Source organism: Neobacillus sp. GCM10027624 (assembly GCF_042675345.1).
In the GTDB taxonomy this organism is placed as follows: domain Bacteria; phylum Bacillota; class Bacilli; order Bacillales; family Cytobacillaceae; genus Neobacillus; species Neobacillus cucumis_D.
Genome location: NZ_JBHTHD010000010.1, coordinates 201,281 through 226,594, shown reverse-complemented (window position 1 = coordinate 226,594; position 25,314 = coordinate 201,281). Strand labels below are relative to the sequence as shown.

The 25,314-nt window shown below is 37.4% G+C and carries 18 protein-coding genes and 1 pseudogene; 3 read left to right on the top strand and 16 right to left on the bottom strand.

The genetic code is table 11. The features are described from left to right. Positions 1-50: 50 nt before the first annotated feature. Entirely contained in the window at positions 51-1,184 is a 1,134-nt protein-coding gene (locus tag ACFQZ9_RS15410; protein WP_498944477.1) for a sensor histidine kinase, read from the bottom strand. 299 nt (positions 1,185-1,483) lie between these two features. Between ACFQZ9_RS15410 and ACFQZ9_RS15405 the strand changes: the two genes are divergently transcribed. Together ACFQZ9_RS15405 and ACFQZ9_RS15400 are read left to right on the top strand one after the other, a co-directional pair. Then, positions 1,484-2,116 carry a YigZ family protein gene (locus ACFQZ9_RS15405; RefSeq protein ID WP_498944476.1) on the top strand — a complete coding sequence of 211 codons (633 nt, stop codon included), beginning with the start codon at positions 1,484-1,486 and terminating at the stop codon, positions 2,114-2,116. Positions 2,117-2,303: 187 nt separating this feature from the next. Continuing rightward, positions 2,304-3,308 (top strand): LCP family protein, encoded by a 1,005-nt coding sequence (locus ACFQZ9_RS15400; RefSeq protein ID WP_498944475.1) that lies wholly within the window; start codon positions 2,304-2,306, stop codon positions 3,306-3,308. Positions 3,309-3,392: 84 nt separating this feature from the next. Here the strand turns inward: ACFQZ9_RS15400 and ACFQZ9_RS15395 are convergent, their stop codons facing one another. From ACFQZ9_RS15395 to ACFQZ9_RS15385, 3 genes are all read right to left on the bottom strand, one after another. Next, a complete protein-coding gene (locus tag ACFQZ9_RS15395) occupies positions 3,393-4,445 on the bottom strand; it encodes a glycosyltransferase family 4 protein (protein WP_498944474.1) in 1,053 nt (350 codons plus the stop codon). A 194-nt stretch (positions 4,446-4,639) separates the two neighbouring features. Continuing rightward, positions 4,640-5,746 (bottom strand): glycosyltransferase, encoded by a 1,107-nt coding sequence (locus ACFQZ9_RS15390; protein WP_498944473.1) that lies wholly within the window; start codon positions 5,744-5,746, stop codon positions 4,640-4,642. A gap of 146 nt (positions 5,747-5,892) precedes the next feature. Further along, entirely contained in the window at positions 5,893-6,615 is a 723-nt protein-coding gene (locus ACFQZ9_RS15385; protein WP_498944472.1) for a WecB/TagA/CpsF family glycosyltransferase, read from the bottom strand. A gap of 98 nt (positions 6,616-6,713) precedes the next feature. Between ACFQZ9_RS15385 and murJ the strand changes: the two genes are divergently transcribed. After that, the gene (gene murJ / locus ACFQZ9_RS15380; protein WP_498944471.1) at positions 6,714-8,237 is read left to right on the top strand and encodes a murein biosynthesis integral membrane protein MurJ; all 1,524 of its coding nucleotides are present in this window, start codon (positions 6,714-6,716) and stop codon (positions 8,235-8,237) included. Positions 8,238-8,264: 27 nt separating this feature from the next. Here the strand turns inward: murJ and ACFQZ9_RS15375 are convergent, their stop codons facing one another. From ACFQZ9_RS15375 to ACFQZ9_RS15320, 12 genes and pseudogenes are all read right to left on the bottom strand, one after another. Beyond that, positions 8,265-9,584 carry an O-antigen ligase family protein gene (locus ACFQZ9_RS15375; RefSeq protein WP_498944470.1) on the bottom strand — a complete coding sequence of 440 codons (1,320 nt, stop codon included), beginning with the start codon at positions 9,582-9,584 and terminating at the stop codon, positions 8,265-8,267. Between the two features lie 109 nt (positions 9,585-9,693). Beyond that, complete coding sequence (tagH, locus tag ACFQZ9_RS15370; RefSeq protein ID WP_498944469.1) at positions 9,694-10,494, bottom strand: teichoic acids export ABC transporter ATP-binding subunit TagH; 801 nt, start codon at positions 10,492-10,494, stop codon at positions 9,694-9,696. A gap of 17 nt (positions 10,495-10,511) precedes the next feature. Further along, positions 10,512-11,342: an ABC transporter permease gene (locus tag ACFQZ9_RS15365; protein ID WP_498944468.1), complete on the bottom strand. Its 831-nt coding sequence runs from the start codon at positions 11,340-11,342 to the stop codon at positions 10,512-10,514. Positions 11,343-11,612: 270 nt separating this feature from the next. After that, on the bottom strand, positions 11,613-12,812 hold the full coding sequence (locus tag ACFQZ9_RS15360) for a CDP-glycerol glycerophosphotransferase family protein (RefSeq protein ID WP_498944467.1): 1,200 nt from the start codon (positions 12,810-12,812) through the stop codon (positions 11,613-11,615). Further along, a complete protein-coding gene (gene tagD, locus ACFQZ9_RS15355; protein ID WP_498944466.1) occupies positions 12,805-13,203 on the bottom strand; it encodes a glycerol-3-phosphate cytidylyltransferase in 399 nt (132 codons plus the stop codon). Before tagD ends, ACFQZ9_RS15360 begins: the two co-directional genes overlap by 8 nt. Positions 13,204-13,435: 232 nt before the next feature. Further along, on the bottom strand, positions 13,436-15,664 hold the full coding sequence (locus ACFQZ9_RS15350) for an SH3 domain-containing protein (RefSeq protein ID WP_498944465.1): 2,229 nt from the start codon (positions 15,662-15,664) through the stop codon (positions 13,436-13,438). Between the two features lie 175 nt (positions 15,665-15,839). After that, complete coding sequence (locus tag ACFQZ9_RS15345) at positions 15,840-18,338, bottom strand: SH3 domain-containing protein (RefSeq protein WP_498944464.1); 2,499 nt, start codon at positions 18,336-18,338, stop codon at positions 15,840-15,842. A 254-nt stretch (positions 18,339-18,592) separates the two neighbouring features. After that, complete coding sequence (locus ACFQZ9_RS15340) at positions 18,593-20,497, bottom strand: CDP-glycerol glycerophosphotransferase family protein (protein ID WP_498944463.1); 1,905 nt, start codon at positions 20,495-20,497, stop codon at positions 18,593-18,595. A 78-nt stretch (positions 20,498-20,575) separates the two neighbouring features. Further along, on the bottom strand, positions 20,576-21,736 hold the full coding sequence (locus ACFQZ9_RS15335) for a CDP-glycerol glycerophosphotransferase family protein (protein WP_198310495.1): 1,161 nt from the start codon (positions 21,734-21,736) through the stop codon (positions 20,576-20,578). 32 nt (positions 21,737-21,768) lie between these two features. Continuing rightward, positions 21,769-22,800, bottom strand: coding sequence for a ribitol-5-phosphate dehydrogenase (locus ACFQZ9_RS15330; RefSeq protein WP_498944462.1), 1,032 nt, complete (start codon positions 22,798-22,800; stop codon positions 21,769-21,771). Then, positions 22,793-23,509, bottom strand: coding sequence for an IspD/TarI family cytidylyltransferase (locus ACFQZ9_RS15325; protein ID WP_498944461.1), 717 nt, complete (start codon positions 23,507-23,509; stop codon positions 22,793-22,795). The genes ACFQZ9_RS15330 and ACFQZ9_RS15325 overlap by 8 nt, the downstream gene beginning before the upstream one ends. A 285-nt stretch (positions 23,510-23,794) precedes the next feature. Beyond that, positions 23,795-24,997: pseudogene (locus ACFQZ9_RS15320) on the bottom strand (CDP-glycerol glycerophosphotransferase family protein); the annotation flags it as partial. Positions 24,998-25,314 lie beyond the last annotated feature (317 nt).

The window sequence follows — 25,314 nt, the reverse complement described above, 5'->3', positions numbered from 1 at the left end:
GTAATAAGATTTTGTTGTTTAAATCACTTTAAGTTCTGGTTAATTAATTCCTATTCAGGCAGCGGAACGTGAATGGTAACAGCGGTTCCCTTACCAATTTGTGATTCAATTATAATTTCGCCATCCAGCAAGTCAACCCGTTCCTTCATACCCATAATCCCAAAGGATTCAGGTTTCTTCTGACTCGTATCAAATCCAGCACCATTATCCTTAATGAGTACTGTAATGGCTGTCTTAGTCATTTCTAATTTTACTTTAATTTCGCAGGCATTGGCGTGTTTTAAAGCGTTCTGCACCGACTCTTGGATCATTCGAAATAATGCGACCTCATACTTAGCTGGAAGACGGTGTTCTAGTCCAATATTCACAAAATGAATTTTGGAGTGGTTATGATATTCTTCGATGGTTATCAGGTATTTTCTGAGGGTAGGAACCAATCCTAAATCATCCAACGCCATAGGACGAAGGTCGTAAATAATCCTGCGAACCTCGTAAAGGGCTGAACGGACCATTTTTTTAAAACTATGAATCTCCGAAAAAGCATCCTCGGGTCCGCTCTCTCGGTACACCCGCTCAATTAAATCCGAGCGCATAATCACATTGGCCAGCATTTGCGCGGGACCATCATGGATTTCCCGTGACATTCTCTTACGCTCTTCTTCCTGAGCCTCAATAATTTTCAAGCCGAAGTCCTGCTTCGCTTTCGCATCCTCGAGTGCGACGCCCATTTCACTCATTAAATAATTCATCACAACGGAGATTTGCGATATCAGATGCTCGGCCCGATCAATGGTATCATCCAGTGCCAGCAGTCTTCGCTCAAGATCATCTCGTTTATCCAATAGCTGCTTCTTATATTGCCAATTAATAGTGAGGTCCATTTGAAGCTGGTGCGCTTTTTCGTACGCCTCCCGGACTTCGCCCTCCGAATAATGTTTAATGTTCATACTCACTTCAGAAAGCCTTGAACGAGCCTGCCGGACCTGTTCCTCAAGGGAGTCGCCTTCACCCGAGAGCTTCTCTACCATATGCTTAATAGCTTGGAGCTCATCCCTCATGCTGTCGTAATCCTGGCGGCACTGCTCTTCAATTTGAAATATATCCGATTTACTGGAAGTAACGGTTTCAATCATTTTTTCACGAATCTCATCAATCGACTTCATATTAATTTTTTTTATCTTCATAAAAATGCCTCCATTAAGAAGCTTTGTGTACCCTGCTTTTCAATCTTTGAATAAAGGCCTTTTAACATATTTTACCTTAAATTGTACTACTATAGAAATTTGATGTTGACTGCCTCCTCAAATTTCGTAAAAAAGTTGTATAATAAGAGTACTATTCCTAAAACTTTTTTACTATTAAAAATAAGCCTTAACAGGTTTACACTATATAAACATGTCCTATTATACCATGCAAAAGTTACACAAGTATTAAAGTTATATTACACTGAATATTTTTTCACATAAATAGAAGGAGGCTAACTATGCTGTCCCACTACTATACGGTAAAAGAATCCGGAGAACATGAAATTGTTATACAAAAATCCCGTTTTATTGCCCATATAAAAAGAGTTGAAACGGAAGCAGCTGCACAGGATTTTATCCAGACGATTAAGAAAATACATTGGGATGCAACACATAATTGTTCTGCCTATCTAATTGGCGAAAACGATCAAATACAAAAAGCCAATGATGATGGCGAACCAAGCGGCACAGCTGGCGTACCGATCCTCGAAGTATTAAAGAAAAAGAATTTGAAGGATACAGCGGTTGTCGTCACCCGTTATTTTGGAGGAATTAAGTTGGGAGCCGGCGGACTGATTCGTGCGTACGGAAAAGCGACTTCAGAAGGAATTTTAGCAACTGGTGTGGTTGAGCGGAAATTAATGAAAGTCATGCATGTTACTGTCGATTATACATGGCTTGGTAAATTGGAAAATGAACTGCGTTCTTCTGTTTATACGATCAAAGAAATTCATTATTTAGATACAGTAGAATTTGAAATTTTTGTTGAAGAAAGCGAAATTGAGCAATTCAGCACTTGGATAATAGAAATGACCAATGGACAAGGTAAAATTAGCGAAGGGGAAATACTGTACCTGGAGGAAGATATTTAAACGGCTGACCAACGATGGATCGGCCTTTTTGTCATCTAAGTACTTTTTTTACAAATTCCAACAATATGCAACATTAAATTTACGATTTACAAAAAATTTCATTTTACCAATCTCCTAAAATATTATAGAATTAATCATGGTTCTGTATGTTTTCATACAGTATTTTACAATGAAAAGGAGATCATCTATGTCTGCGATTAGACAAGACCGAATTAATAATAAATCTAAGAAAAGAAGAAAAAGACTTCTAGCCTGGGTCATATTACCCGTTTTAGTAATTACCTTAGGCGGTGCAGCCTATGCTACCTTCCTTTATAATAAGGCAGAATCGGTGATGAATAAATCATATAAACCAATTGACCGGGAATCCAAACGAGTATTTAAAAATGTGCCAGTGGAAAATACTTCGATCCTTTTTATCGGAGTCGATGACAGCAGTAAACGGAAAGAAGGAAACCCTCGTTCAGATGCATTGATGGTAGCAACTTTTAACAAAAAAGATAAATCCATTAAGCTGCTTAGCATCCCACGTGATTCTTATGTTTATATTCCTGAAAAGAATATCTACACAAAAATCACTCATGCACATGCCTATGGCGGGGTAAAGCTTACCCTTGATACTGTTGAAGAATTACTTGATATGCCAATTAATTACTATGTAAAAATGAATTTCAATGCGTTTATGGATATCATTAATGCCCTAGGTGGAATTGATGTTAATGTTCCATATACCTTTACGGAGCAGGATTCTCAGGATCATAAGGGTGCCATTACCTTACAAAAAGGAATGCAACATCTTAACGGGGAACAAGCATTGGCTCTAGCAAGAACAAGACATTATGACAGCGATATTTATCGTGGAAAACGACAACAGGAAATTATGAAGTCGATTCTCTCACAAGCAACTTCTGTTAAAAATGTAACCAATTATTCAAAGGTAATCGATGCAGTTGGTAAAAATATGACAACAGATTTAACCTTCGACCAAATGTTATCGTTTCTTAACTATATTAAAGCAGGCGGCTTAGATACTGAGTCACTTACCTTAAATGGTTCTGATTCACGGATTAATGGGATTTATTATTATCGATTAGATCAAGCCTCACTAGATGAAACAAAGTTAATCTTGAAAAACCATCTATTAGGAAAAACTACTACGTCTTCAAGTGATACTACTGGAACAAGTCAATAATAAAAAAACCGGCTGACACCTTCAGCCGGTTTTTTTGTATTTAATTTCTCCAAAATAAAAAGGACCCTCCAAAAGGTCCTTTCATTATTGACGATTTCTTGCTAATACCTGGACAATTTTTAGTAAGGGTTTATAATTTACATTGATTAAGCCAATGCTTTCAACGATCAATTCAATTGCCAACAAAATGATAATCAGCATTAAAATTGATCCCCATACTGTTGTCATCGTAAAGATCACTGCAGCTAAGCCGAACATCGCACTCATCGCATAAATCAACAATACCGTTTGTCGATGTGTAAAGCCCAATTTAAGTAAACAATGGTGTAAATGGGATTTATCCGGAGCCGATAATGGATTTTTATTGTAAAGGCGACGCACAATCGCAAAGAATGTATCTGAAATTGGAACACCTAAAATAATGACAGGAACAACAAAGGAGATAAACGCTACGTTTTTAAAACCTAATAAGGAAAGAACGGCGATCATATACCCAAGGAAAAGAGCTCCTGTATCTCCCATGAAAATCTTCGCGGGATGAAAATTGAAAATAAGAAATCCTAATGTACTTGCTAATAATATGGCACCCATCGTCATGACGTACGGATCTCCCATGACAATCGCCATTGCGGAAATCGTGATTAATGCTATCGATGAAACACCAGCTGCTAAACCATCAAGTCCGTCAATCAGATTGATTGCATTGGTAACACCGACAATCCAAATGACGGTAATCGGTACGCTCATGGCACCAAAATATAAGTTCCCGCCGAATGGTAAGTTAATAAAATCAACATGGACACCGCCCCAATAAACAACAATGAGGGCTGCTGAAATTTGTAACAAAAACTTTATTTTTGCTGATAATTCATAGATATCGTCTAATATACCAGCAGCTAATATGATCACACTCCCAACCACAATGGCTGCGTGATACTGACTGTCTGGATGCATGAGGAGAAGCCCAAGAATGAAGCTTACATATATCGCCAAACCGCCCAATCGCGGCATAATCTTCAGGTGGACTTTTCGTTGGTTCGGGTTGTCTGTTGCTCCTAACTTAAAGGCCAATTTTTTAACAATCGGTGTGATAAGAATGGAGCATAAAAAACATAATAAAAAGGTCAAATAAAGCATAAAGACCCTCCTTATGAATATAATGCCCCTTTCTGAATTTTAGAACCAAGGCATATTTTTCTATTGATACAATGTGTATATTATAGCACATAGATTTTAGTTTGGTCTAAAAAAATCGTTTTGTAAAAATAATGTCAAAATAACCGTTTTTTGAGCGATTTTTGTAACATAGGGATCCACAATGGATCCTTTTTCTATCCAAGATTTTTATATACAGCAAAGACGCTATTACGAAAGTTTTCAATAGTGAATTGTGTGGAAGCATGGTTGTAAAGATTCATACCTATTTCCTTTAGCTTACCCTTTTCACGAAAGTGAATGGCTTCTTTTATCGAATAAAGCAAAGGTTCCTTTTGATTAACCGGAACAATCCAACCAAACTCTTTTGAAGGGATTAATTCACGAACACCGCCGACATCGGAGGTGATGATTGGTTTTTTAGCACGAGCAGCCTCCAGCAAAACGAGTGGAAAGCTCTCACTAAAGGATGCAAGTAATTTAACATCACAGATTTCGTATAAAGCATGAACATCCTGACGTTCCCCTAAAAAAAGAATATGGTTCTCAATTCCCAGCTGTGAAACAAGCTGTTTTAGTTCTGTTTCTAAGCTGCCTGTTCCCACAACGAGCAATTTGACATTGTCATGAAGAAGGCTTAATTCCTTGATAACCTGAAAAACAGTAGAATGTCCTTTTACCGGGCATAATCTAGCAACCATAATGATTAAGAAATCATTATCCAAGAGGTTTAATTCATAACGCGAGATCTTTTCTGTCCAAAAGTTTTTTTTAAAATCAATACCATTAAAGATGGGGGTAATTTTATTTTCATCAATACCCTCAGCGACTAAAAAATCTTTAAATCGTTCGGAAATGGCTAAGAAATGATCTGGCTTTTTTAATGCCCATAAATGAAGTGCTGTAAACATCACACCTGGCAATCCCCTGCCAAGAAAGTCATGGCGTGGGTTGCTATGGAGAGTAGTGATCCAGCGTATGGTTTGCCTTTTTCTTTTTAAAAAACAGCCGTAAAAATTAGCCCGCGGCCCATGGGTGTGGACAATATCAATCATCTCTTGATCAATTAATGATATGATTTTTTTAAGAAGGGTAAAATCCCATTTTGATTTTTGGTGAAATAGTACGACTTTAATTCCTTTATTGATTGCTTTCTCGTACATAAGGCCCTTTTCAAAAAGTCCTAAAATGATTTCGGGTTCTTGATCATTTTCAAGCAAACCAAGAATATGAACCATTCCCCCACCGGTTTCCCCACCGGCATTTAAATGAAGCACCTTCACCCTTCTCACCTTCTGGTTCAATAAATTGACGACTTTTTTCGATAAAAAGTTTCATCTATTATTGTTTATTACCATAATGGAGGAAAATCATGTACGTTACATTTATCCAAGTGGGTGATGCCAATAAAAAGTTTTTCCAGTACCAATTACCTTTTTACCTTGAAAATCTCCACCAAAAACCTTGGTAAAGCCAGCATTCTTCTCCAACGGGATGGCTGTTTCACAAGCCGGTAAAACCATTCTAGGTTTAGCTTCTGCCAAACAAGAGGGGCACGCTTAACCTCCCCCGCAAGGACATCAATGCTTCCGCCAACCCCCATAAATATCCCCTTTGAAAACGTCGCGTAATGAGCAGAAATCCACTTTTCCTGCCGCGGAAAGCCTAATGCCACGAAAACAATATCCGCATTGGCTGCTTTGATTTCTTCAGCAATCTTGTTCTCTTTCCCTTTAAAATACCCATTGTGGGAGCCGGCCATCACCAAATGAGGATACCGCTCGCAGATAGTTGCAACTGCCTTCTTATTCGTTTCCTCCTTGCCACCCAATAGGTAAATACGCCAGCCATTCTGGTTGGCTATCTCCAAAAGCCTTACGGTTAAATCATAGCCGGTGACCCGTTCCTGAATCGGCGTATTTAAGATTTTAGCAGCTAAAATAATCCCAGATCCATCTGGAACGACATAATCGGCCTCCTGGACAATTTTCCAATACTCATTGTCCTCTCTTGCATACATCACAATTTCCGGATTGGCGGTTACGACAAACGTTTTAACGCCCTGAGCAACCCGCTCCGTTAGCAAATGAACAACCTCATTAAAGCCTTTATTTAAAAAATTGATTCCTAGTATATTTACGTTATTTTTCATATGTAATCCTCATTCTTTCATATCCTTACATATAACCTGTTCCATTATTGACCATAATGGCTAATGAAACATTTGGCAAGTCAAAGACGGTGACTTTTATGAAAATGATTAAATCAGTTGGAATTATAACGTTAATTGCGATAATCAGCAAGGTTCTCGGGTTCGGCCGTGACCTATTGATGGCCGCCTATTTTGGCGCATCCACTGTTACTGATGCCTTTTTTGTTGCGTCGATTATTCCTGTCCTGCTGTTTGCCGCTGTCGGAATGGCGATTACAAGCGGAATTGCACCGATTTATGCTGAAGCAAAGGAAAAAAGCAAGAGGGAAGCTAGCAACATCATTAGCGTCTTGGCAACTCTGTTTATTACGTTGTCCGTTTTTCTAACATTCGTATTCTATTTAGTGACACCCTTAATGACAAAAATGATTGCGCCAGGCTTCAGCACCCAACAAGCTGAACTTACCAACCAACTAACAATGATTATGCTGCCGAGCTTTTGTTTTTTTGTCCTATCGGCGATCATGACCGGGATCCTTGAATATGAAAAAGTCTTTGCACCACCAGCGTTTATTGCGATACCACAAAATTTATTTGTGATCATTACGATTATATTTTTAACCAAACAATATGGGATTTACGGTGTCGCGGTTGCAACGCTTCTTGGTGCCGTCAGTCAATTTTTCATACTTTATCCTTTTATAAAAAAATATCAGGTTTTTTACGTTAATTTCGCCTTTAAAACGTATCAGAAACAAATCTTTAATACGCTAAAATTATTTTCGCCTATTATCATTGCGTCCGGTGCTTATCAAATAAATGCAGTGGTAGACCGAATGGTGGCATCCCGGCTTCCGGAGGGCAGCGTTTCAGCATTAAATTACGCCAATAAATTAATGTACCTGCCCCTTAGTATTCTCCTATTATCCCTGATTACCGTGATCTTTCCGTCGGTTGTAGATTCAGCCGTTAAAAGAGGGGGAGAGTTTGTCCAGTGGGTATTCAAAGGAATTTCGTTAATTACCTTTGCCGCAATTCCAATTGCTGTTGTAATGCTCGTCGAGAGCAGAATCCTAGTGGAATTGGCCTTTAAACGGGGAGCTTTTGATGAAACCGCAGCTACGATGACCAAACAAGCCTTTTTCTTTTATACCTTTGGAATGGTCTTTATGGCCTTAAAGGAGTATTTGAATCGCTGTTTTGTCGCTTTAAAAGAAACAAAGGTAACGATGAGATGCAGTATCTTTTCGGTGGGCTTGAATATCGTGTTAAGCATCGCTTTGGCTCATTTTATAGGTGTGGGCGGGATTGCCCTGGCTACCGCGATTGCTATGCTGTTTCAAACATTATTATTATTTTTCAGTCTTTCCAAACATGTCTTGATTGAAAAAAAGGCAAAGTTAACCTTTAAGAAAAGCTTAGGGAAATTACTCATCCTTTTCGGAATCGTCTTTATGGCTTCAAGACTATCAGCATTCATTTTACCTGTAACAAACCCTATTCTCCATCTAGGTCTCGTTACAATGATTACATTTGCTATATTTACAGCCTTTTCGCTTCTCTTAAAATCGCAAGAAATTCTCGGACTGATCGCCATTATAAAAAGGAGAAAACAAACTTAAAGGGAACCGGCTCCAAGGCAAGTTCCCTTACAATCCCTTCTCTCCACTCTGGTCCTTAAGAATCGTCATTAAATAAGCCAGCAGCAGTCCTAAATAAATACTTACCCCTGGGGCCGTTAAAACGTGTCCCGCGGTAAAAGCAATCCCTAATCCCAGAGCGGCACCTGCTGCGATTAATACATTCCTTATCGTAAAGCTTTCCGAAAGATAACGCAGTGTGTAACGTCCAATTTGAACCAGTATCCAAGCAAGCGGGATAACGTATAAAATAAACCCGAATATTCCCAACGAATAAAACACATCATAGAAGTCCATTTCAATCAGCTTTGGTTGTTGCGGATAATTTCCCCCATACCCCATTCCAAACAGCTTTTGCGTAATGGGAGCGTCTCTAAAGTATTGTTTCTGTATGGAAAGGAAATGTTCCCGCCCGCTCAGCACCAAATTTTCCATCTGGACAACATGGGTTCCTGTGGTTCCAGGAGTCTCTGATTTAACCTCCTCCACATCCTGCGATTGATTCGCTTCAACCAAATTCACATGCATATTCATATTTCTAGCGATGGAGGAAAACGGAAAATAACAAGAGATCCCAGCGAAGAGTGCCATGAGCATAATTGGCCGTATCCATCCGGAACGATTTTTGACTAATCCAATCAAGGACATCAACAGGGCCAAAAGCAAGACGATGACGATTGCCCCAAAACCAACCTTCGTCCCTAAGGCAAACAACGAAAATATGACAAGCAATACCGAAATCCAGGCCCAGTTTGTTTTATGGAGTGCAGCCAACACCACTACAGGAAAACCCATCGCCAAGATCGCTCCAATTTCATTCCCGGCATAAAACCAGCCCACATGCCCTTCTTTTCCCCATGAATAGCTGTTAAATGCGGTACCGGTTAAACCGGAAACCATCATGATTACTCCCATCAATGTCATCGCGATCACAATTACATCAATCGCCTTATGCCTTCGGATATCTTCTTCATGGCTAAAAAGAACAACAGAAAAGAGTAGTGCCACATTAAAATAAACTAGTTTGACTATGTATTTAATTTCAACGGAAACTGAAAATATAGGCTTATGGTGATGATTGATGAGTAAATGAATCACTAAAAATCCAGCCAACAGGAGGAAGTAATTTCTCACTCCTTTCGAAAAAAACATTGCATACAGCCCCATAAATACCAGAAAAGCCAAACGAATCACTAATCCAGCAGTAAAATCCTGTCCCCGAATCCGTAGCGATAACGATGTTAAGAGATCAAGAATGGGCTGCAAAATAATATAAATAAACAAAATCAGATAAACCATAGACGTTTTTCGACTACGATTGATTTTCAACGGCCCCTTTCCGTAAAAGCAATACTTTTAATATTTACATTTAGAAAAAGAAAAAACCTAAAACGGCAGCTAATTCCAGCTAACCATTTTAGGTTTTATGAAATATATTTTATACTGTTGCCAAGCCGCTTTGTTTTCGCATTACTTCTTCGCGGAATTTCTTTTGTTCTTCGTTCGTCATTGCTTTATATTTTTTTAGAAACTTTTCATAATTGGCTATAACGTCTGTTACCGTACCATATTCCTTAATTTCCCCGTACTCCAGCCAAATGGCTTTATTACAAAATTCCTTTATTTGTTTCATTGAGTGACTGACAAAGAAAATCGTCTTGCCTTTCTCCTTAAATTCAAACATTTTGTTCTTTGACTTTTCAGCGAAAGCCTGGTCCCCGACGGACAATGCCTCGTCAACAATAAGAATATCAGGGTCAACGGTAACGGAAATAGCAAAGCCGAGACGTGATTTCATCCCGCTTGAATATTTTTTTACCGGCTGATCAATAAATTTCCCAAGGTCCGCAAATTCAATGATTTGTGGCTCAAGTTCTAGAATTTCTTTCTTTTTAAAGCCAAGCATTAAACATTTTAATTCAATGTTTTCTCTTCCTGTTAATTGATTATCCAACCCTGAGGAAATCGCAATAATTGAAGTAGTACCATGCGATTCCACTGTTCCTGAAGTGGGAGGGATAACTCCTGCGATGATATTCGAAAGGGTTGATTTCCCGGAACCGTTCACCCCAACTAAACCAATTACATCTCCTTGATTGGCCGTAAAAGAGATATCCTGAAGTGCGTAAAAATCTTCGCCGTAGCCTCCCGGTAATATTACATCAAGCAGTTTTTCCTTTGGTGATTTATGCATTTTATATTTTTTAAATACATTTTTGACAATTACCGTTTCTGTCATGTAGAGTCACCCCCATATTACAAGTAATCAACAAAGCGGTTTCTGAATTTCAGGTGTAGTGCAGAACCAATCATTAACAACACAAGCGTTAGAATCCAAAAATACAGAGTAAGTTGAGCATACTCTACTGGATACCATGTTGTTCCAAGTAAAGCAGCCCTATATCCTTCAACCAAATAATACAATGGATTTAATTTTAATAAAAAAGCTAAATCTACCCCTTTAACCCATATATGATCTGTATGCCATAAAAGTGGTGTTAAATAAAGCAGCATTTTTAAAATAGATTGAACGATCTGCTGCACATCTCTTACAATCGTTGATAATGTAGAAGTTACAAGAGCAAGTGCTAATAAAAAGATTAATGTCGAAATCATAAAATAAGGGAGCTGAATAAAATAAATCGATAGTTTAAATTTTGTAAATTGTAAAATTATTGTAACAACAGCCACTAACATTACATGGGTATAAAAATTTGCCATAATGACAAAAGAAGGGATTGCACTCATCGGAAAATTCATTTTTGATATCAACTGAATTCTTGAATAAATCGACCGAGATGCTGCTGAAATTGTCGGATTAACAAAGAACCAAACAATCATTCCTGTTACCATCCAAATAAAAAAAGGAACATGGATTTTATTTTCCATGACAACCTCTTGACCACCACGTACTGTCAAACCAAAAATAAACCAATAAATCGCAAGTTGAATACTTGGATTTAGTACTTCCCACAGCCGACCAAGATAGTTATTCGTATTGGCGCTTTTCATTTCAAATGCAGATAGTCTCAAAATCAGATAAAAGGAACTTATTTGCTCCTTTATTATTGTAATCATTGACTTCATCAAAATTGTCCTTCCTTTTAAACAATAATAACCTTGTTCATTATACATTAATTTCTCCAAATGGGCATTATAAAATGAAACTTCCATCAGTGGGGAATTTTTTTCATCCCAACTGATTGTTAGTTGAATCAATCGGGCATTTACGGGCAGTTTACTCTCATATCCTTATCGTACCCTTAAATTCGTAAAATTAAGGGTCTTACTGCCAGTTAATGCGGGATAAAAACATAAAGCTTCGAGCAATAAATCTACCCGAAGCTGGTATCCATATTATTGTGCTCTTCGTTGTTGGATTTGCACACCTTTTTCACCAAATAAATAATGAACCAAATTTTGGCTTGAACGGCCATTGGAGTATTTGTTCCACTTTTCAGCATAATGATCAACAACTTTTTGATCAAAGTGGTTATTTTGAACTAAATCAATAATTGAGTCAGTATCTTTCACAATCGGACCAGGAAGATTTTCTTCGAAGTCATTTAAAACACCGCGGTCCTTTTTGTATTCTTCTAAATCGTAAGCGAAAAAGATAATAGGTTTTCGTAATAAGGAAAATTCAAATGGGATTGAAGAATAGTCTGTAATCAAATAATCAGCCACCGCAAGTAACTCATTGATATCATACTGACTGGAGGAGAAATCAACGATAAAATCCGAGTGTAATTTAGAGAAATCAACCGAGTTCTTAATTGCTGGATGTAAACGCAAAGCTAAAATGTACTCATTTCCAAGTTCTTTGCTCATTTTTTCTACGTTAAGCTGTAATGAGAAATTTTCTAACTCATGGTCACGATAAGTTGGTGCATAAAGAATTACCTTTTTATCCTTTAAGACACGATGCGTACGAGTCAGCTTTTGAACGGCTTTTTGCTTCTCCTTTTCGTTAAAAAAGAAATCCGTTCTTGGAACACCTGTTGTTAAAATGTTTTCCTTTTTTAGATTAAAGGATTTCATAAAAGTAGCCGCCATAACATCTGAACCGACAACGACTTTATCAAATTGTTGATATACCTGTAAAAAACGTTGTTTTGCTCGTTCGCTTCTGTTTTTAACGGACCCATCCTCAAGGCCGAATTTTTTAATCGCACCGGATGCATGCCATAACTGAACGCAAGTAACCTCTTGCTTGAAAGTAACACTGGCAAGAAAACCAAAATAGTTATCTATAAAAATATGTCGGGATGTCGCTAAATGATAAATAGACTTTAACCAGTTCATAAGGTTGTAGGTTTCAAATGGAACACAGGTAACATCTTTATAGTCCTTAAAAAAAGCGATACTTTTACCTTTGCATAGGAAAACCACTTCATTTTGGACGTTTTGACGACGCATTTCCTCAAAGACATATTGGCTGTTATCACCAAAGCTGATGACAAAGGTGGTTTTGTCTTTAAGCGGCATCCAATTTAAGATGGAAAATACACACTTAAAGACAAACAGATACAAAGAAATGGCTAGTTCCCTAACCATTTGTCACCATTCCCAAGTCGTTTTTTATTTGAGATGTAGAAATCCCAATTGTTCTTGGTAAGTATATTACTTCACAATAGTCTTTAAGGAAATCAAACTTACCTTTCCAATCGTCGCCCATTACGAAGATATCAACATTATGCTTGATTACATCCTGGATTTTCTGATCCCAAGTGTTCTCTGGAATCACTTCATCGACAAAACGAATCGATTCTAAAATTAACTTTCTATTTTCAAAGCTGTGATATGCTTGTTTGTTTTTACCTTTATTGAATTCATCTGTTGAAAGACCAACAATTAAGTGATCTCCTAAATCTTTTGCGCGGCTAAGTAAATTGATATGTCCAAAGTGTAATAAATCAAATGTTCCGTATGTTAGTACTTTTTTCATATATTATTTCCTCCCTTCAGTGAGAAAGAATTACTTTTAGTGTTTGTCATCTATCAAAAATCGTCAATTATTTACATGAAATTAACTTACCAACTCATTATAAGACTATCAATCTTAAATTTCAATCCATATTCGTGAAGTTTCCACTAAAATACCAGAATTGGATAAGTGTTTGTGATCAAACATTAAAAAAGCTGACCACATCAATATATGATGCATGTCAGCTTTTTGTTTATTTAAGTTCTCTTACAATATAAGATGAACTTGCCCAGCCGGTTTTCCCATCGGCTAATTTCACCTTGTACCATTTCTTTGTACTGTCAGTGATCATTTTTTTATCATCATCCAATACTAATTGCACGTATTGATTTAAATGAAGGTATCCAATAATCCCCTTAGAAGTGGATGGACCGGATCGAACATTCAGCGTAGAAATAGTAACCCTTCCCAAATTGAGAACTGAAATATAGTCCTTATAAACGGAAAAACGAATATTATCAATCCAATATTGTTTGCTGTCCACAAGAACTTTTACGCGAAAATCATTTGTTTTTTCAAGCATGACAAAGTTGGTTCCCTTTTTAACCACACTTGATAAATCCTTTTTCGCAACCACTTGAATATTAACAGGCAATTTATCGCTTCCAGATGGAATTCCAGGAGTTGCAGGAACATACGTATTGATAGCTGCTTTATTATAATAGCTCTTATCAAACGTCAATATGTTATTCATATGGCGGGCAATTCCATTACCCCAGTTTGGGTCGCTTGCATACCAATAGTTCATCCCGATGCTTTTGCTTGTAACTCGTGTTCCATTTTTATCATTCGTCCGATAACCTAGGAAGGCTCCTTCAAAATGTGTTCCATTAGGATTTAAATAATCAGCTTTCATTTTTTGGGCAACATAATTTATGCAGGCCTCGACGGAAGAAAAACGATAGGCCCCAAAGTACGGTGCAGCGTCATAGGCACCATAACCAAATAAATTCTTTTTCCCTAAGGAGATACTTGATGTCCCGAATGCACTTTCGTGGATCGCATGTGCGGCTAAATAAAGAGCATTTACACCATATTTATTCCCTGCGTCAATAAAAGCCTGCCCTTTACCTAACAGCACACTAGGTCTTCCATTGACATTAGCAGCGATGTAATTATTAATTTGCCCTGCTGTTACAGAAGACTTGGAGCGTAAATCAATAAACCGGTAATCTGCATTTTGTGTATATTCCTTTAAGTAGGAGCCGTACACATAACCCGTCTCACCTTTATAGGTTACCTTGTACCATTCGGACCCTGTTTTTGTTATGGATTGAACCGTTGAACCGTTTGGAATAACTGAAAGCCGATCAGAAGATGAATTATCTGATTTTCGCAAATTTAAATCTGCCGTTACTAAATAGGTTTTTGCAGTCTCGGTTACATTTTCCTCTTTAATACTGTTATTTACCTTTGGTGGTGTTTGCAAGGTGGAGGCAGGAACATACCCCTTTTTCCCCTTATAGGTTACAGCATACCAAGTCCCAACACTTTGCGTGGTAGAGATCATAGTTCCTTTTGGAAGGCTAACAAGATGTTTATAAGCACTACCATAATATGAATAAACATATGTACTTGTCTTCACCTGGTAATTCTTTTTCGCAAAGGTCTTGGCGGATGATTTACTTACATCACCACTATAGACATAAAGGTTCTTGCCATTATATGAAACACGGTACCAGGTTTGTCCAATACTATTGACCACTTTTTGCGATGAATACAAACCGTTATAAGCAGGAATGCTATATGCATACTTGTACTTTTTATCTGCATGGGAATATAGCTGTGTTGTTTTTTTCGTAAAATAATACGTACCGCTTGTTTTTGTATAACGATAGTATTCCTTTAAATAGTTGCCGCTTACCCATCCGGATTTGGTCACATGCTTTCCTTTAGAGGTAAAAGCATAGGATACTTTGTACCACTTGCCACTTTTCTCATTCGATGTAACCGTTTTACCCTTTTTAAGAGTCATGATCAGCTTTTTACTTGTACTTGCACCGGTGCGCATATTTACATTTGCAGATGTATAATAAGTTGTTTTTGTAAATTTAACCGTCTTAGAAACAGAGGTCTTTGCTAAGCTGACAGTTTTTTTCTTTAAATATGACCCGCTTGACCAACCTGTTTTCGTAACCGTCTTACCCTTGGATTTGTACGTGTAGCTAACTTTATACCAGTTTCCTAATTTCTGAGATGATAGAACCATTTTTCCTTTAGGAATGGTTAAAGTCGTTTTATACTTCGTGCCGGCACCCGTCCGCATTCTTAAATTAGCGGTTGTTTGATAGGTTGATGTTTTGAAATGGACAAGGCTGGCAGCTTCAGCATGTCCCATACCAATCGGTGCAACCGGGGCCACAATCTCCCCACCTAACAACAATCCCGTTGATAAAATAATCGCTTTCCCCATATGTTTCATTACATACACTTCCTTTTCTCTCTCTTCCTTTTACAACTTTTTCTATCCCCGCTGTATAGCGAGAACTTCTAATCAGAATAGAACGTACGTAAGTAGGATCGATCGCAACACCTCATATTTACATAATCTACCAAGTTGTCACTTTAAAAAAATAGGAAAAAACAATCCTATAATTCTATTTAAAATCTTTTGTATATATAAAACTTGCACTTACCCACGCATGTGTCCCATTTGACAACACTACCTCATACCATGCCTTTTCAGGGTCCATTGATAGTGTCCCATCATTTTTCATAACTATTTGGACAAAATCATTTAAAAATAACTCCCCAATTGGTTTATTTTTTTCAGTTGATGGTATAGACCTAACATTTAACGTTGGTGTTGTAACCCTGCCTAGGTTTTGAACAGATAGATAATTTGCATAAGAACTAAATTTAATATCATCTGTCCAATACTCCTTGTCACCAACCTTGACCCTTAGCCAATAATCATTTGTTTTTTCTAAAATGATAAACGATGAGCCTTTTTTAATTGTTTTTACTGCATCATTAGCTCCCTTTTTGCTGTCAAGCACCATGTCACTTTTCGCAAGTGCAATGATATTATTAGGGAATAAATCACTGCCTGTGGGAATCGCGGGCCTGTTTTGGGGACTAGTATTCACATTTGCCTTAGCATAATAGGCTTTATCATAATTTAGAATGTTTTGCATGTGCTGGGCAATTGCTTTTCCCCAATTTGGGTCACTAGCATAGTAAAAGTTCATGCCTTCACTATTGGTATCAATTCTAGTATTTGATAACGTTTTTGTACTAAAGCCAAGATAAGCACCTTTATACTTCCAACTAGAAGGCTCTAGATAAGTGGCTTTAATTTCACGTGCGATGTAGTAAATACAGTCATCAACGGTTTTAAAACGGTATGCGGAAATATATGGTGCGGCATCATAGGCACCAAACCCAAATAAATTGTTTTTTGCAATTGATATCGCCGAAGTGCCAAATCCACTTTCATGAATCGCATGGGCAGCTAAATATAGGGCATTAACCCCATAGGTTTTACCAGCTTTAATAAAGACATCTCCCTTACCATCGAGAATGCTAGTCTTTTTATTATCTGCCTCATATTTTGCAATATAGTTGTCAATTTGACTTGGGGTTACCGAGGATTGCGTCCTTAAATCAATGAATTGATAGCTGTCCCTATTTCCCATTGGATCTCCTGTAATCACTTGTTGAAGATACTTACCAAAAACATATCCTGTTTTTCCATCATAGGAAACCTTATACCAACCATCAGAAGTAAGGCTTGCCGGAGTTACAATTGTTCCTTTCGGAATAACGTCAAGACTTTTTGACGCTTTATCATTGGACTCCCGAAGATTTAACTCTGCCAAAATAACATAGGTTGCCTTGGCAATTGGGGCCTCGCTTGAATCTTCTTTTACGGGAGGAAGGTCCTCAGCCTTTTGGATAGTGCCTTCATTGATATAACCTGTCATCCCATTATACGTAACCTTAAACCAGCCATTGGATGTTTTTGCGCTTGGAGATAGCTTAGTCCCTTTTGGAATCGTCGACAATAAATTTGAGGAATCATCAGGATAGACTCTTAATACCCCATCTGTGATCGCAAGGTAATCACCCGATTCATTCAGATTTTCCTCAGTGGGTAGGCTGTATTTAGAAAAATCGTTCGAATCAGCATAACCGGACTTCCCGTTATATTTTATTTCATACCAATCTCCCACTTTTTTACTTGTGGAAATAATCGTCCCCTTTGGGATTTGCCCTGCTTTTGAAAAAGCCTTGCCAACTGAAGTGTAAAGATTGGTATCTTTATTTGCTTGATAATTTGCCGCCGTAAAAGAATAAACCGTTGCTTTCGTAACATCTTTACTATTAAGGTATTGCGTTTTTCCATTATAGGAGACCTTATACCATGTTTCGCCCAAACTGTTTACAACCTTACTAGTGATGAAAAATCCATTCCCTGGGGCAAGACTATATACTGCTTTTTCCTTCGTGTCGGCACTTGGATAAAGACTGACCGACTTATTTGTAAAGTAGTAAGCACCAGTGAAGCTGGAAGTTTTGTAATATTCCTTTAAGTATGTTCCGCTTACCCAGCCTGTCGTTTTTACGGACTTCCCTTTAGTAGTGTATGTATAAACAGCCTTATACCAAGTTCCTATCCTCTCGGTACTTGTGAATACTTTCCCTTTTGGGATTGTGCCTAAAACCTTATATTTCGTCCCTGTTCCGGAACGAAGATTGAGACTTGCCGTCGTTTGGTAGATAGTTTGTTTAAACTTGACCGTAGTGGTATTTGGGGCAGCAGTAGTCATTTTCTTGATATATGGGCCGCTTACCCAGCCAGTTTTCGTGACTGTTTTCCCCTTAGAACTATACCGATAGGAAATCTTAAACCAATTTCCAGTTTGTTCGAAAGCCGTGATTGTCTTCGACTTTGGAATCGTTGTAACGACTTGATTTTTTGTGCTTGGGCCTGTCCTTAGGTTTACATTTGCAGTCGTTTGATAGCTAATATTGGCAAGCTTCAAGGTGCTTGCTGCTTCAGCCTTATCTAAACTATATGGAGATAAAGGAGTTATTGCCCCGCTAAAAACCAAACCTGTCGATAAAAGAACGATTTTCCCGAATTCTTTCATAAAATACACCCCTGTAGTATTTTTGATCCTTTTTTACTACAAATCCTTCTATTAAACAGCAATTTTCTACAATACTATTATTATCGCTTATTAATAAAAGTTTTTAAATAGTTTCATGGAAATACTTGCTTAAAAATAGAATAAAAGGAAGAGGACTGTAGAAAAATTCAGTTAATTCACGAATTGCTGTTGACAAAGGGAATATCTAAATTCATATAAAAACACCCAAACTAAAATGCTTGGGTGTTTTCTCTTTATTCCTTTTTGTCTTCGTTTGTTTCATCTTGTAATAAAATATCATCAACTACACGGGTACTTGATTTTCCGTCTATCTGGTCAAAGAAATAGCGGACAAAAGGTTCAACTTTTTCCATCTTGAAGTCTTTTTCTTCAATTGTTTTAATAATTTCCTCAGCGGAGCGGACAAGCGGACCCGGTATAAAGGAATGGAACTCATAATAAAAGTCACGGGTTCGAACATATTCTTCCACGTCAAAGGCGAAGAATAGCATTGGTTTATTCAATAACGCATATTCAAAGCAAACTGATGAGTAATCGGTAATAAGAATATCCGAGATAAAGAGCAGGTCATTAATTTCCCGATAGGACGAAAAATCATAGTAAAAATCACTGTATTGATAAGGAATCGTTATATCGTTTTTCACAAATGGGTGAATCTTAAATAAGAATACATACTCATCATGAAGCTCGTCATAAAGCTTTGCAAGGTCTAGCACTTCCATAGGATAATGGGCAGATTGCTGGCCGTTACCGCGGAAGGTCGGTGCAAACATAATCACTTTTTTTCCTTTTAGGAAAGGATACTCTTCGTAAAGCCGTTCACGGACATTCTGTTGGTATTCCTGATCAAAAAAGACATCTGTACGCGGAATTCCGGTTGGAATAACTTTATCCACATCAATCCCAAAGCCTTCTGCATAATGCTTCGCAACATTTTTCGAGCTTACAATTGCCTTTGTATAATTACGGTGATTAATCGATTTTGGTGACGGTCCGCCCGGTCGGCCAAGACGGCTGAAACCAAAGGTTTTAAAGGCCCCGACTGCATGCCAGAGCTGAACCAAATCGGCACCTTCACGAATTTTTAACGGATAAATCATTGGGTAAAAGTCATCCAAAATTACGAAACGGGAAGTGGCAATAAGTTTGGCAAGTTGAACGATTTCACGGTACGTTTTCTTTTCGTCAACTCCACGTTTTAACATAAAATGAATATCAAAATCCAAATTACGGCTAATGATTTCATCATAGACAAATTGGAAGTTTCCACTCATATCACTGCGGCTGTCAGAAGCAAACAGGATTTGCTTTTGTTTGATCGGCCGCATGCAATAGAAACGATATAGGAATTGAAAGACCGTTTTCGAAAAGAAACGGTAGAAGACCCCTCTTTGATAATCCTCTGCATCGAGCGCCATTTCTCTCGGGTCCATATCCTTAAGTTTGCTCGAAGTGATCTTTAATGTCTTCCGCGGCAAATCATAGGTGGCCAATAAATTAAATTTCATTTCTCTTTTCGCTGTGAAATACTCCATTTTCGCTGAATGGAAGCCTTTATCAAGGAATTTCTCAATATTCCCCAGTGGAAAGCTCTTACGATAGACCTTATCCCCTAATACATGAACTTCGGTCTCAATATAGACCTTGTATTCCCCTTGTGGCAGCGGGGCATTTTGATTTAATGTCGCAAAGTTGATTTTTCCGTGGAATCCAGACCAATAGTACAAATCACTAATTTCCTCATCATGGTCGATGTCCTCTTTCGAGATATCATATAAAGGAATGGTTACTTTGATCCCCGCTCCATCTAACAGCACAAGCCGTTTTTTTACGAGATCCTCATCCTTAAGCGGCAGGTTCTCGATATAAAAATAACCGGCAATTTCTAAAATCGGGCCATTCCACTTTAAAGTCGTCACTTTTCTGCGGGGAATGAGACTTTCTTCCACCCCTGCCATTTCTACAATCAGCGGAAGCGACTCACCTAGGTTTTGTTTATTAATGATTATTTTTTCATCATCAACTATAATCGGCTGATCGGAAAACTTTCCGTACTCGATAACAGCCTCATTACTGTTTTGCGCCGTTTTTTTTCTAAAAATGGCCCTTCTGATAAGCCTTTTCGCTCTTCTCAGCATGCTGTATCTCCAATCTGTAATTTATAACCAAATATAAATATATAAGAAAAAAGAAGAGTTCAAAACCCTCCTTCAAATCTACTCTACTTTCCTTAACAAGTGGTCAACGATTCGTTTCGATGCTTTCCCATCGGAGTAATCAAAGAAACGGTCACGAAACGCTTTAACTTTTTCTAAATCAAAGCTCCCCTGCTTAATCCACTCAGCCAATGCTTTTGTATCATAAAAGATTGGCCCCGGTACCATTGATTGATAATCAAGGTAAAAGTCCCTTTCCTTGATGTAATCTTCTACATCATGGGCGAAAAATGCCATTGGCCTGACCAATAAACTGTAATCAAAAATGACAGAGGAATAATCAGTAATCAGAAGATCCGTCAATGTCAGCAATTCTTCAATCGTAAACTCATTACGGATGTGGTAAAGAAATTCATGGTCAGTTAAATTAGGGGCGCACATATACGGATGCAAATGGATAAGCACCGCAAAATCGCCACCTAATTTTTCCTTCAACTGGCTAAAATCAATTGGACTTTTCCAATCTTCCTGATAGTGACTTTTGCCCCGATAGGTGGGAGCATATAAGACTAACTGTTTTCCTCTTAACCCCGGGTACTGCGAATAAAAGCGTTCTTTTATTTGGTTCATTTTTTCTCTGTCATAAAAATAATCCGTTCTTGGGACGCCTAATGGAAACACATTTTCTTCAGCCATTCCAAATGCTTCCGCAAAATGGGGTACGGCCAACTTTGAACTCACATAAACCCTTGAATAGTTGGAGTGGAGCTTAATATGCTTTAAATATTCCCGGCTTGGACCGAATGGTTTTCCCACCGTACTTAAACCAAATTTTTTAAAAATCCCTGCAGCATGCCATAACTGAATAATTTCTGTTCCTTTTCTAGGGTGAATGGCATAGACAGGGAAATAAAAATCATCAATGATAAAGAATCGGGATGTGGCGAGATAATAAATCGCCTTAACAAGATGAATAAAGTACGCAATTTTTCCGCTCAATGAACTATCAAATTTTTTAAATAAGAGATGATAGTTTTTATTCGGAAATTCTGCCTTCATTTCGTTATAAATATATAAAAGATTCCCTGTCATTTGATTAGACCGATAAGAAGCAAAGGTAATTCTTTGTGAATCCACTTTGAAAAGGAGGCAGCACAGGGAATATAGAGTGTTAATGACGAATTTCGTCAAGATAGTCGGTGCAAATTTTAAATACTGCACGTATGATGCCTTCCTTTCACAATACAGATCACTTATATCTTCCACTCCATGACGGTTTTGCCCCATGATGAGGTCAAATCCTTTTCAAACGAGTTAACGATATCCTGAATTGTTTTTACTTCACAGACTTCTCCAACTAAAACACTAAAATATTCAAGAACATCCGGATGTTCCATCATAAAATTAACGGTGTTAACAAAGTCCTCACGACCACTCCGGCTTGAGCCAATCATCGTAATTCCTTTTTCTAGAATCATTCTTGTATTCACTTCAACCGGGTATTCGGACACACCCATAATCGAAATTGAGCCCTCTGGTTGAATATGATCAATCATTTGATCAATTGCATACTGGCTGCCCTTCCCGCCAACACATTCAAATGTATGGTCAACAAGAACATCCCCGGGAATATCGTTAATCAAATAGCTCTCATCGACAAACGAGAAATTCGCCAGTTTGTGCTCATTTTTACCAAATGCAATGATTTTACTGTCTTTATATTTTTTCTTAAGAATCAATGTCGTAATAAACCCAAGGTTCCCATCTCCCCAGACACCGAGAACATCACGGCGGGTATGGGACCTTCTTTCAAATCTTGATATCGAATGCATTGCAATCGTGATCAGCTCTGTAAAGGCGGCAACATGTGGGTTCATTTCCTCCGGAATAGGTACTGCCCGGTCGCGATCAAGGAAAATATAATCCTGCATGAAACCGTCGAAGCCGCTTGAACGAAAACGGCTGGATCGCAAATAATTCTCAGCAATAAATTCATCCTCTTCAGACGGGGTATTCGGAACCATTACCACCTTTGTTCCCGTTTGAAACTCACCTTTTGGGTCATAAACCACCTTGCCGATTCCTTCGTGAATCAGGGCCATCGGAAGTTTTTTTGCCAAGGCTTCTTTCCCGCGTGAACCTGTGTAATAACGCTGGTCCGCTGCACAAATCGATAAATGTGTTGGTCGAATGACAATTGAATCTTTTTCAAATTTTAACGATTTATCTTTGTAGGTGACTTCAAACTGTCTTGGAGACACTAATCGATAAACTTGATTAATCATTGTTAATCTTCTCCATTATGATGGCATTTGCTACTTTTAAGTCGTAAGGGGTGGTAACCTTAATATTAAAAACTTCTCCCCGTACCAAACGAACCTTCTCCCCATTTAGCGCAAAAATTTTCGCAGCATCAGTAAGAATCTCTTTTTGCTCATCGTTTAAGGATTCGTAGTAGCCAACCAATTTTTGTATATTAAAACTTTGTGGTGTTTGCCCTTGATACATGGTACTCCGTACAGGAATATCAGAAATAGATTCCCCATCAGTTGATTGAATAATGGTGTCTATCGCTTCAATCACGGTATCGACAGCTCCAAATTTAAGAGCGGCATCAATATTTTCTTCAATAATCCGATGAGTAAGGAATGGTCTTACCGAATCATGGGTAATAATGACATCTTCGTCAAAAATTCCATGGTTTTCTTTAATATAATTAATACCGTTCATAATCGATTCATTTCGGTCGGATCCGCCTTCAAGAACGACAATTCGCTCTTGAACACCAATATGCTTTTTAATAATATCTTTCGTGTGATTGATCCATTCTTTTGGGGACATCACAAGAATTTTATCGAATCGATCATTTAATATAAATTTTTCAATCGTGTGTATAATAATCGGCTTTCCGTTTAATGTTAAAAACTGTTTCGGCATATGGATATTGCCCATCCGGGTACCTTTACCGCCGGCAAGAATTTCTGCATAAATCATCTTTTTCAACACCTCTTATTTTTTGGGAAAGAATTTCTGTCAAAACTCAACAAAAACTTAACAAAAACTCATATAAACTATACACTCTTTCATTTTTTCTATCAATAAAGAGCTGTATCTTTTAATATTCCGGACATAATCTTGTAATGTTTTATTTATTTTTTATCCGATGGTCCTTATTTATTCCTAAATTTAACAAGCGTTTAACCTACAATCATAATTTGATTACTAAACCAATCTCAAAAAAAGACCATCAAACAAATTTGATGGCAAACCCTTTGTGACTTATTGATTCTTTAAAATCACTTCTTTTACAACACGTACAGCTGCATAGCCGTCTTCTAAATAACAAAAGCGTTGATAAAACTCATTAAACTTCTCTGTTGAAATTTGATCTTTACCCATATTTTTAATGGCGTTAATGACTTCATCAGTCGTTTTAACTAACGGACCTGGAGCTTTTTTCTCAAAATCAAAATAAAATCCTCTAATATCTTCTTTATATTCATCTAAATCATAAGTAAAAAAAATCATTGGCCTCTTTAAGTTAGCATAGTCAAAAAAGACAGAGGAATAATCGGTAATCAATAAATCACTAATCAAGTAAAGCTCTTGAATGTCTTCATGCTTAGAAAAGTCAAAGGCGAATCCTTTGTACGATTCGAGATTAAAGTTTTCAGCAACTAAATAGTGCATTCGTAAAATGACAATGTATTCATTTCCTAGTTCTTTTTTTAATTTGTCCAAATCCAAATGCAATTCAAATTTATACTTACCAACTTGATAATACTGATTATCCCTCCAGGTTGGGGCATAAAGGATAATTTTTTTATCATCAGGTATTCCATGTATTTTCTTAAATTCCCCAGCTATTTGGTATCGTTCCTGTTTATAGAAAATATCATTTCTAGGATAACCGGACTCAATAACCTCTTTATCAAATTGAAAGGCACGCTTAAAAATTTCGGTTGAATACCCATTGGGGGAAATTAAGTAATCCCAATTTCTAGATTCTATATAAAAATTTTGTTTGTATTTTTCAGTGGTCGTTCCCGGCATCAGAACTTCCCTCATATCATTTGCGAGCTTCTTCAACGGTGTACCGTGCCATGTTTGCAAATAAATTGTATTTTTGGGTTTTGGAATCCATAACGGCATCCGACTATTTGTTACCCAAAACTTGGCTCTTGCCATCAAAAACAGCCATTTAAATGAAAAACGAATTGCATATGGAACCTTATTATCAATGAATCCTTTTTCAAATCGCGGATCAACGCTCCAGACCATTTTATATTCTGGATGATGGTTCTTAAGGTATTCATAAATTGCCCTTGGATTGCAACTATATTGCTTCCCAAGAAAACTTTCAAATATAATAAGATTTTCTTTTGGTGGAAATAAAGAGACGAATAAAAACAACCATTTATATGTAATTTTAGTGACAGATAATTTTTTTAGTGATGAAATCAACTCTGTATATTCACCTCTTTATAAGAAAAGGCTTTCTTTCTAAGGAAAATGGAAAGGAAGCAAGGATTAAAACCTGATTATATTTATTTTGCACTTAAGCCATGAAAATATATTACAAACAAAGAACTTCCATACCAAAATTCACTATGTATTATCTATTATGATAATACAACTATTATTTTTGGACAACTTATTAAGAATTAATGTTGATTTTTGTTGAATCTTATCATTCATCAAAAAATATTGTTCGGTATTAACATCAAATGGTAACGCTAAAAAAAAACTAGTGAAAAGTTAAACATTTTTCACCAGCATTTTTTCTGTTTTAAGGGCTT

What these genes read in the sequence shown, in the direction of transcription:
- ACFQZ9_RS15410 (WP_498944477.1), bottom strand. Translation starts at nt 1,184, where the DNA reads ATGAAGATAAAAAAAATTAATATGAAGTCGATTGATGAGATTCGTGAA.
- ACFQZ9_RS15360 (WP_498944467.1), bottom strand. Translation starts at nt 12,812, where the DNA reads ATGGTTAGGGAACTAGCCATTTCTTTGTATCTGTTTGTCTTTAAGTGT.
- ACFQZ9_RS15365 (WP_498944468.1), bottom strand. Translation starts at nt 11,342, where the DNA reads ATGAAGTCAATGATTACAATAATAAAGGAGCAAATAAGTTCCTTTTAT.
- tagH (WP_498944469.1), bottom strand. Translation starts at nt 10,494, where the DNA reads ATGACAGAAACGGTAATTGTCAAAAATGTATTTAAAAAATATAAAATG.
- tagD (WP_498944466.1), bottom strand. Translation starts at nt 13,203, where the DNA reads ATGAAAAAAGTACTAACATACGGAACATTTGATTTATTACACTTTGGA.
- ACFQZ9_RS15400 (WP_498944475.1), top strand. Translation starts at nt 2,304, where the DNA reads ATGTCTGCGATTAGACAAGACCGAATTAATAATAAATCTAAGAAAAGA.
- ACFQZ9_RS15385 (WP_498944472.1), bottom strand. Translation starts at nt 6,615, where the DNA reads ATGAAAAATAACGTAAATATACTAGGAATCAATTTTTTAAATAAAGGC.
- murJ (WP_498944471.1), top strand. Translation starts at nt 6,714, where the DNA reads ATGAAAATGATTAAATCAGTTGGAATTATAACGTTAATTGCGATAATC.
- ACFQZ9_RS15325 (WP_498944461.1), bottom strand. Translation starts at nt 23,509, where the DNA reads ATGATTTATGCAGAAATTCTTGCCGGCGGTAAAGGTACCCGGATGGGC.
- ACFQZ9_RS15345 (WP_498944464.1), bottom strand. Translation starts at nt 18,338, where the DNA reads ATGAAAGAATTCGGGAAAATCGTTCTTTTATCGACAGGTTTGGTTTTT.
- ACFQZ9_RS15340 (WP_498944463.1), bottom strand. Translation starts at nt 20,497, where the DNA reads ATGCTGAGAAGAGCGAAAAGGCTTATCAGAAGGGCCATTTTTAGAAAA.
- ACFQZ9_RS15330 (WP_498944462.1), bottom strand. Translation starts at nt 22,800, where the DNA reads ATGATTAATCAAGTTTATCGATTAGTGTCTCCAAGACAGTTTGAAGTC.
- ACFQZ9_RS15405 (WP_498944476.1), top strand. Translation starts at nt 1,484, where the DNA reads ATGCTGTCCCACTACTATACGGTAAAAGAATCCGGAGAACATGAAATT.
- ACFQZ9_RS15395 (WP_498944474.1), bottom strand. Translation starts at nt 4,445, where the DNA reads ATGCTTTATTTGACCTTTTTATTATGTTTTTTATGCTCCATTCTTATC.
- ACFQZ9_RS15350 (WP_498944465.1), bottom strand. Translation starts at nt 15,664, where the DNA reads ATGAAACATATGGGGAAAGCGATTATTTTATCAACGGGATTGTTGTTA.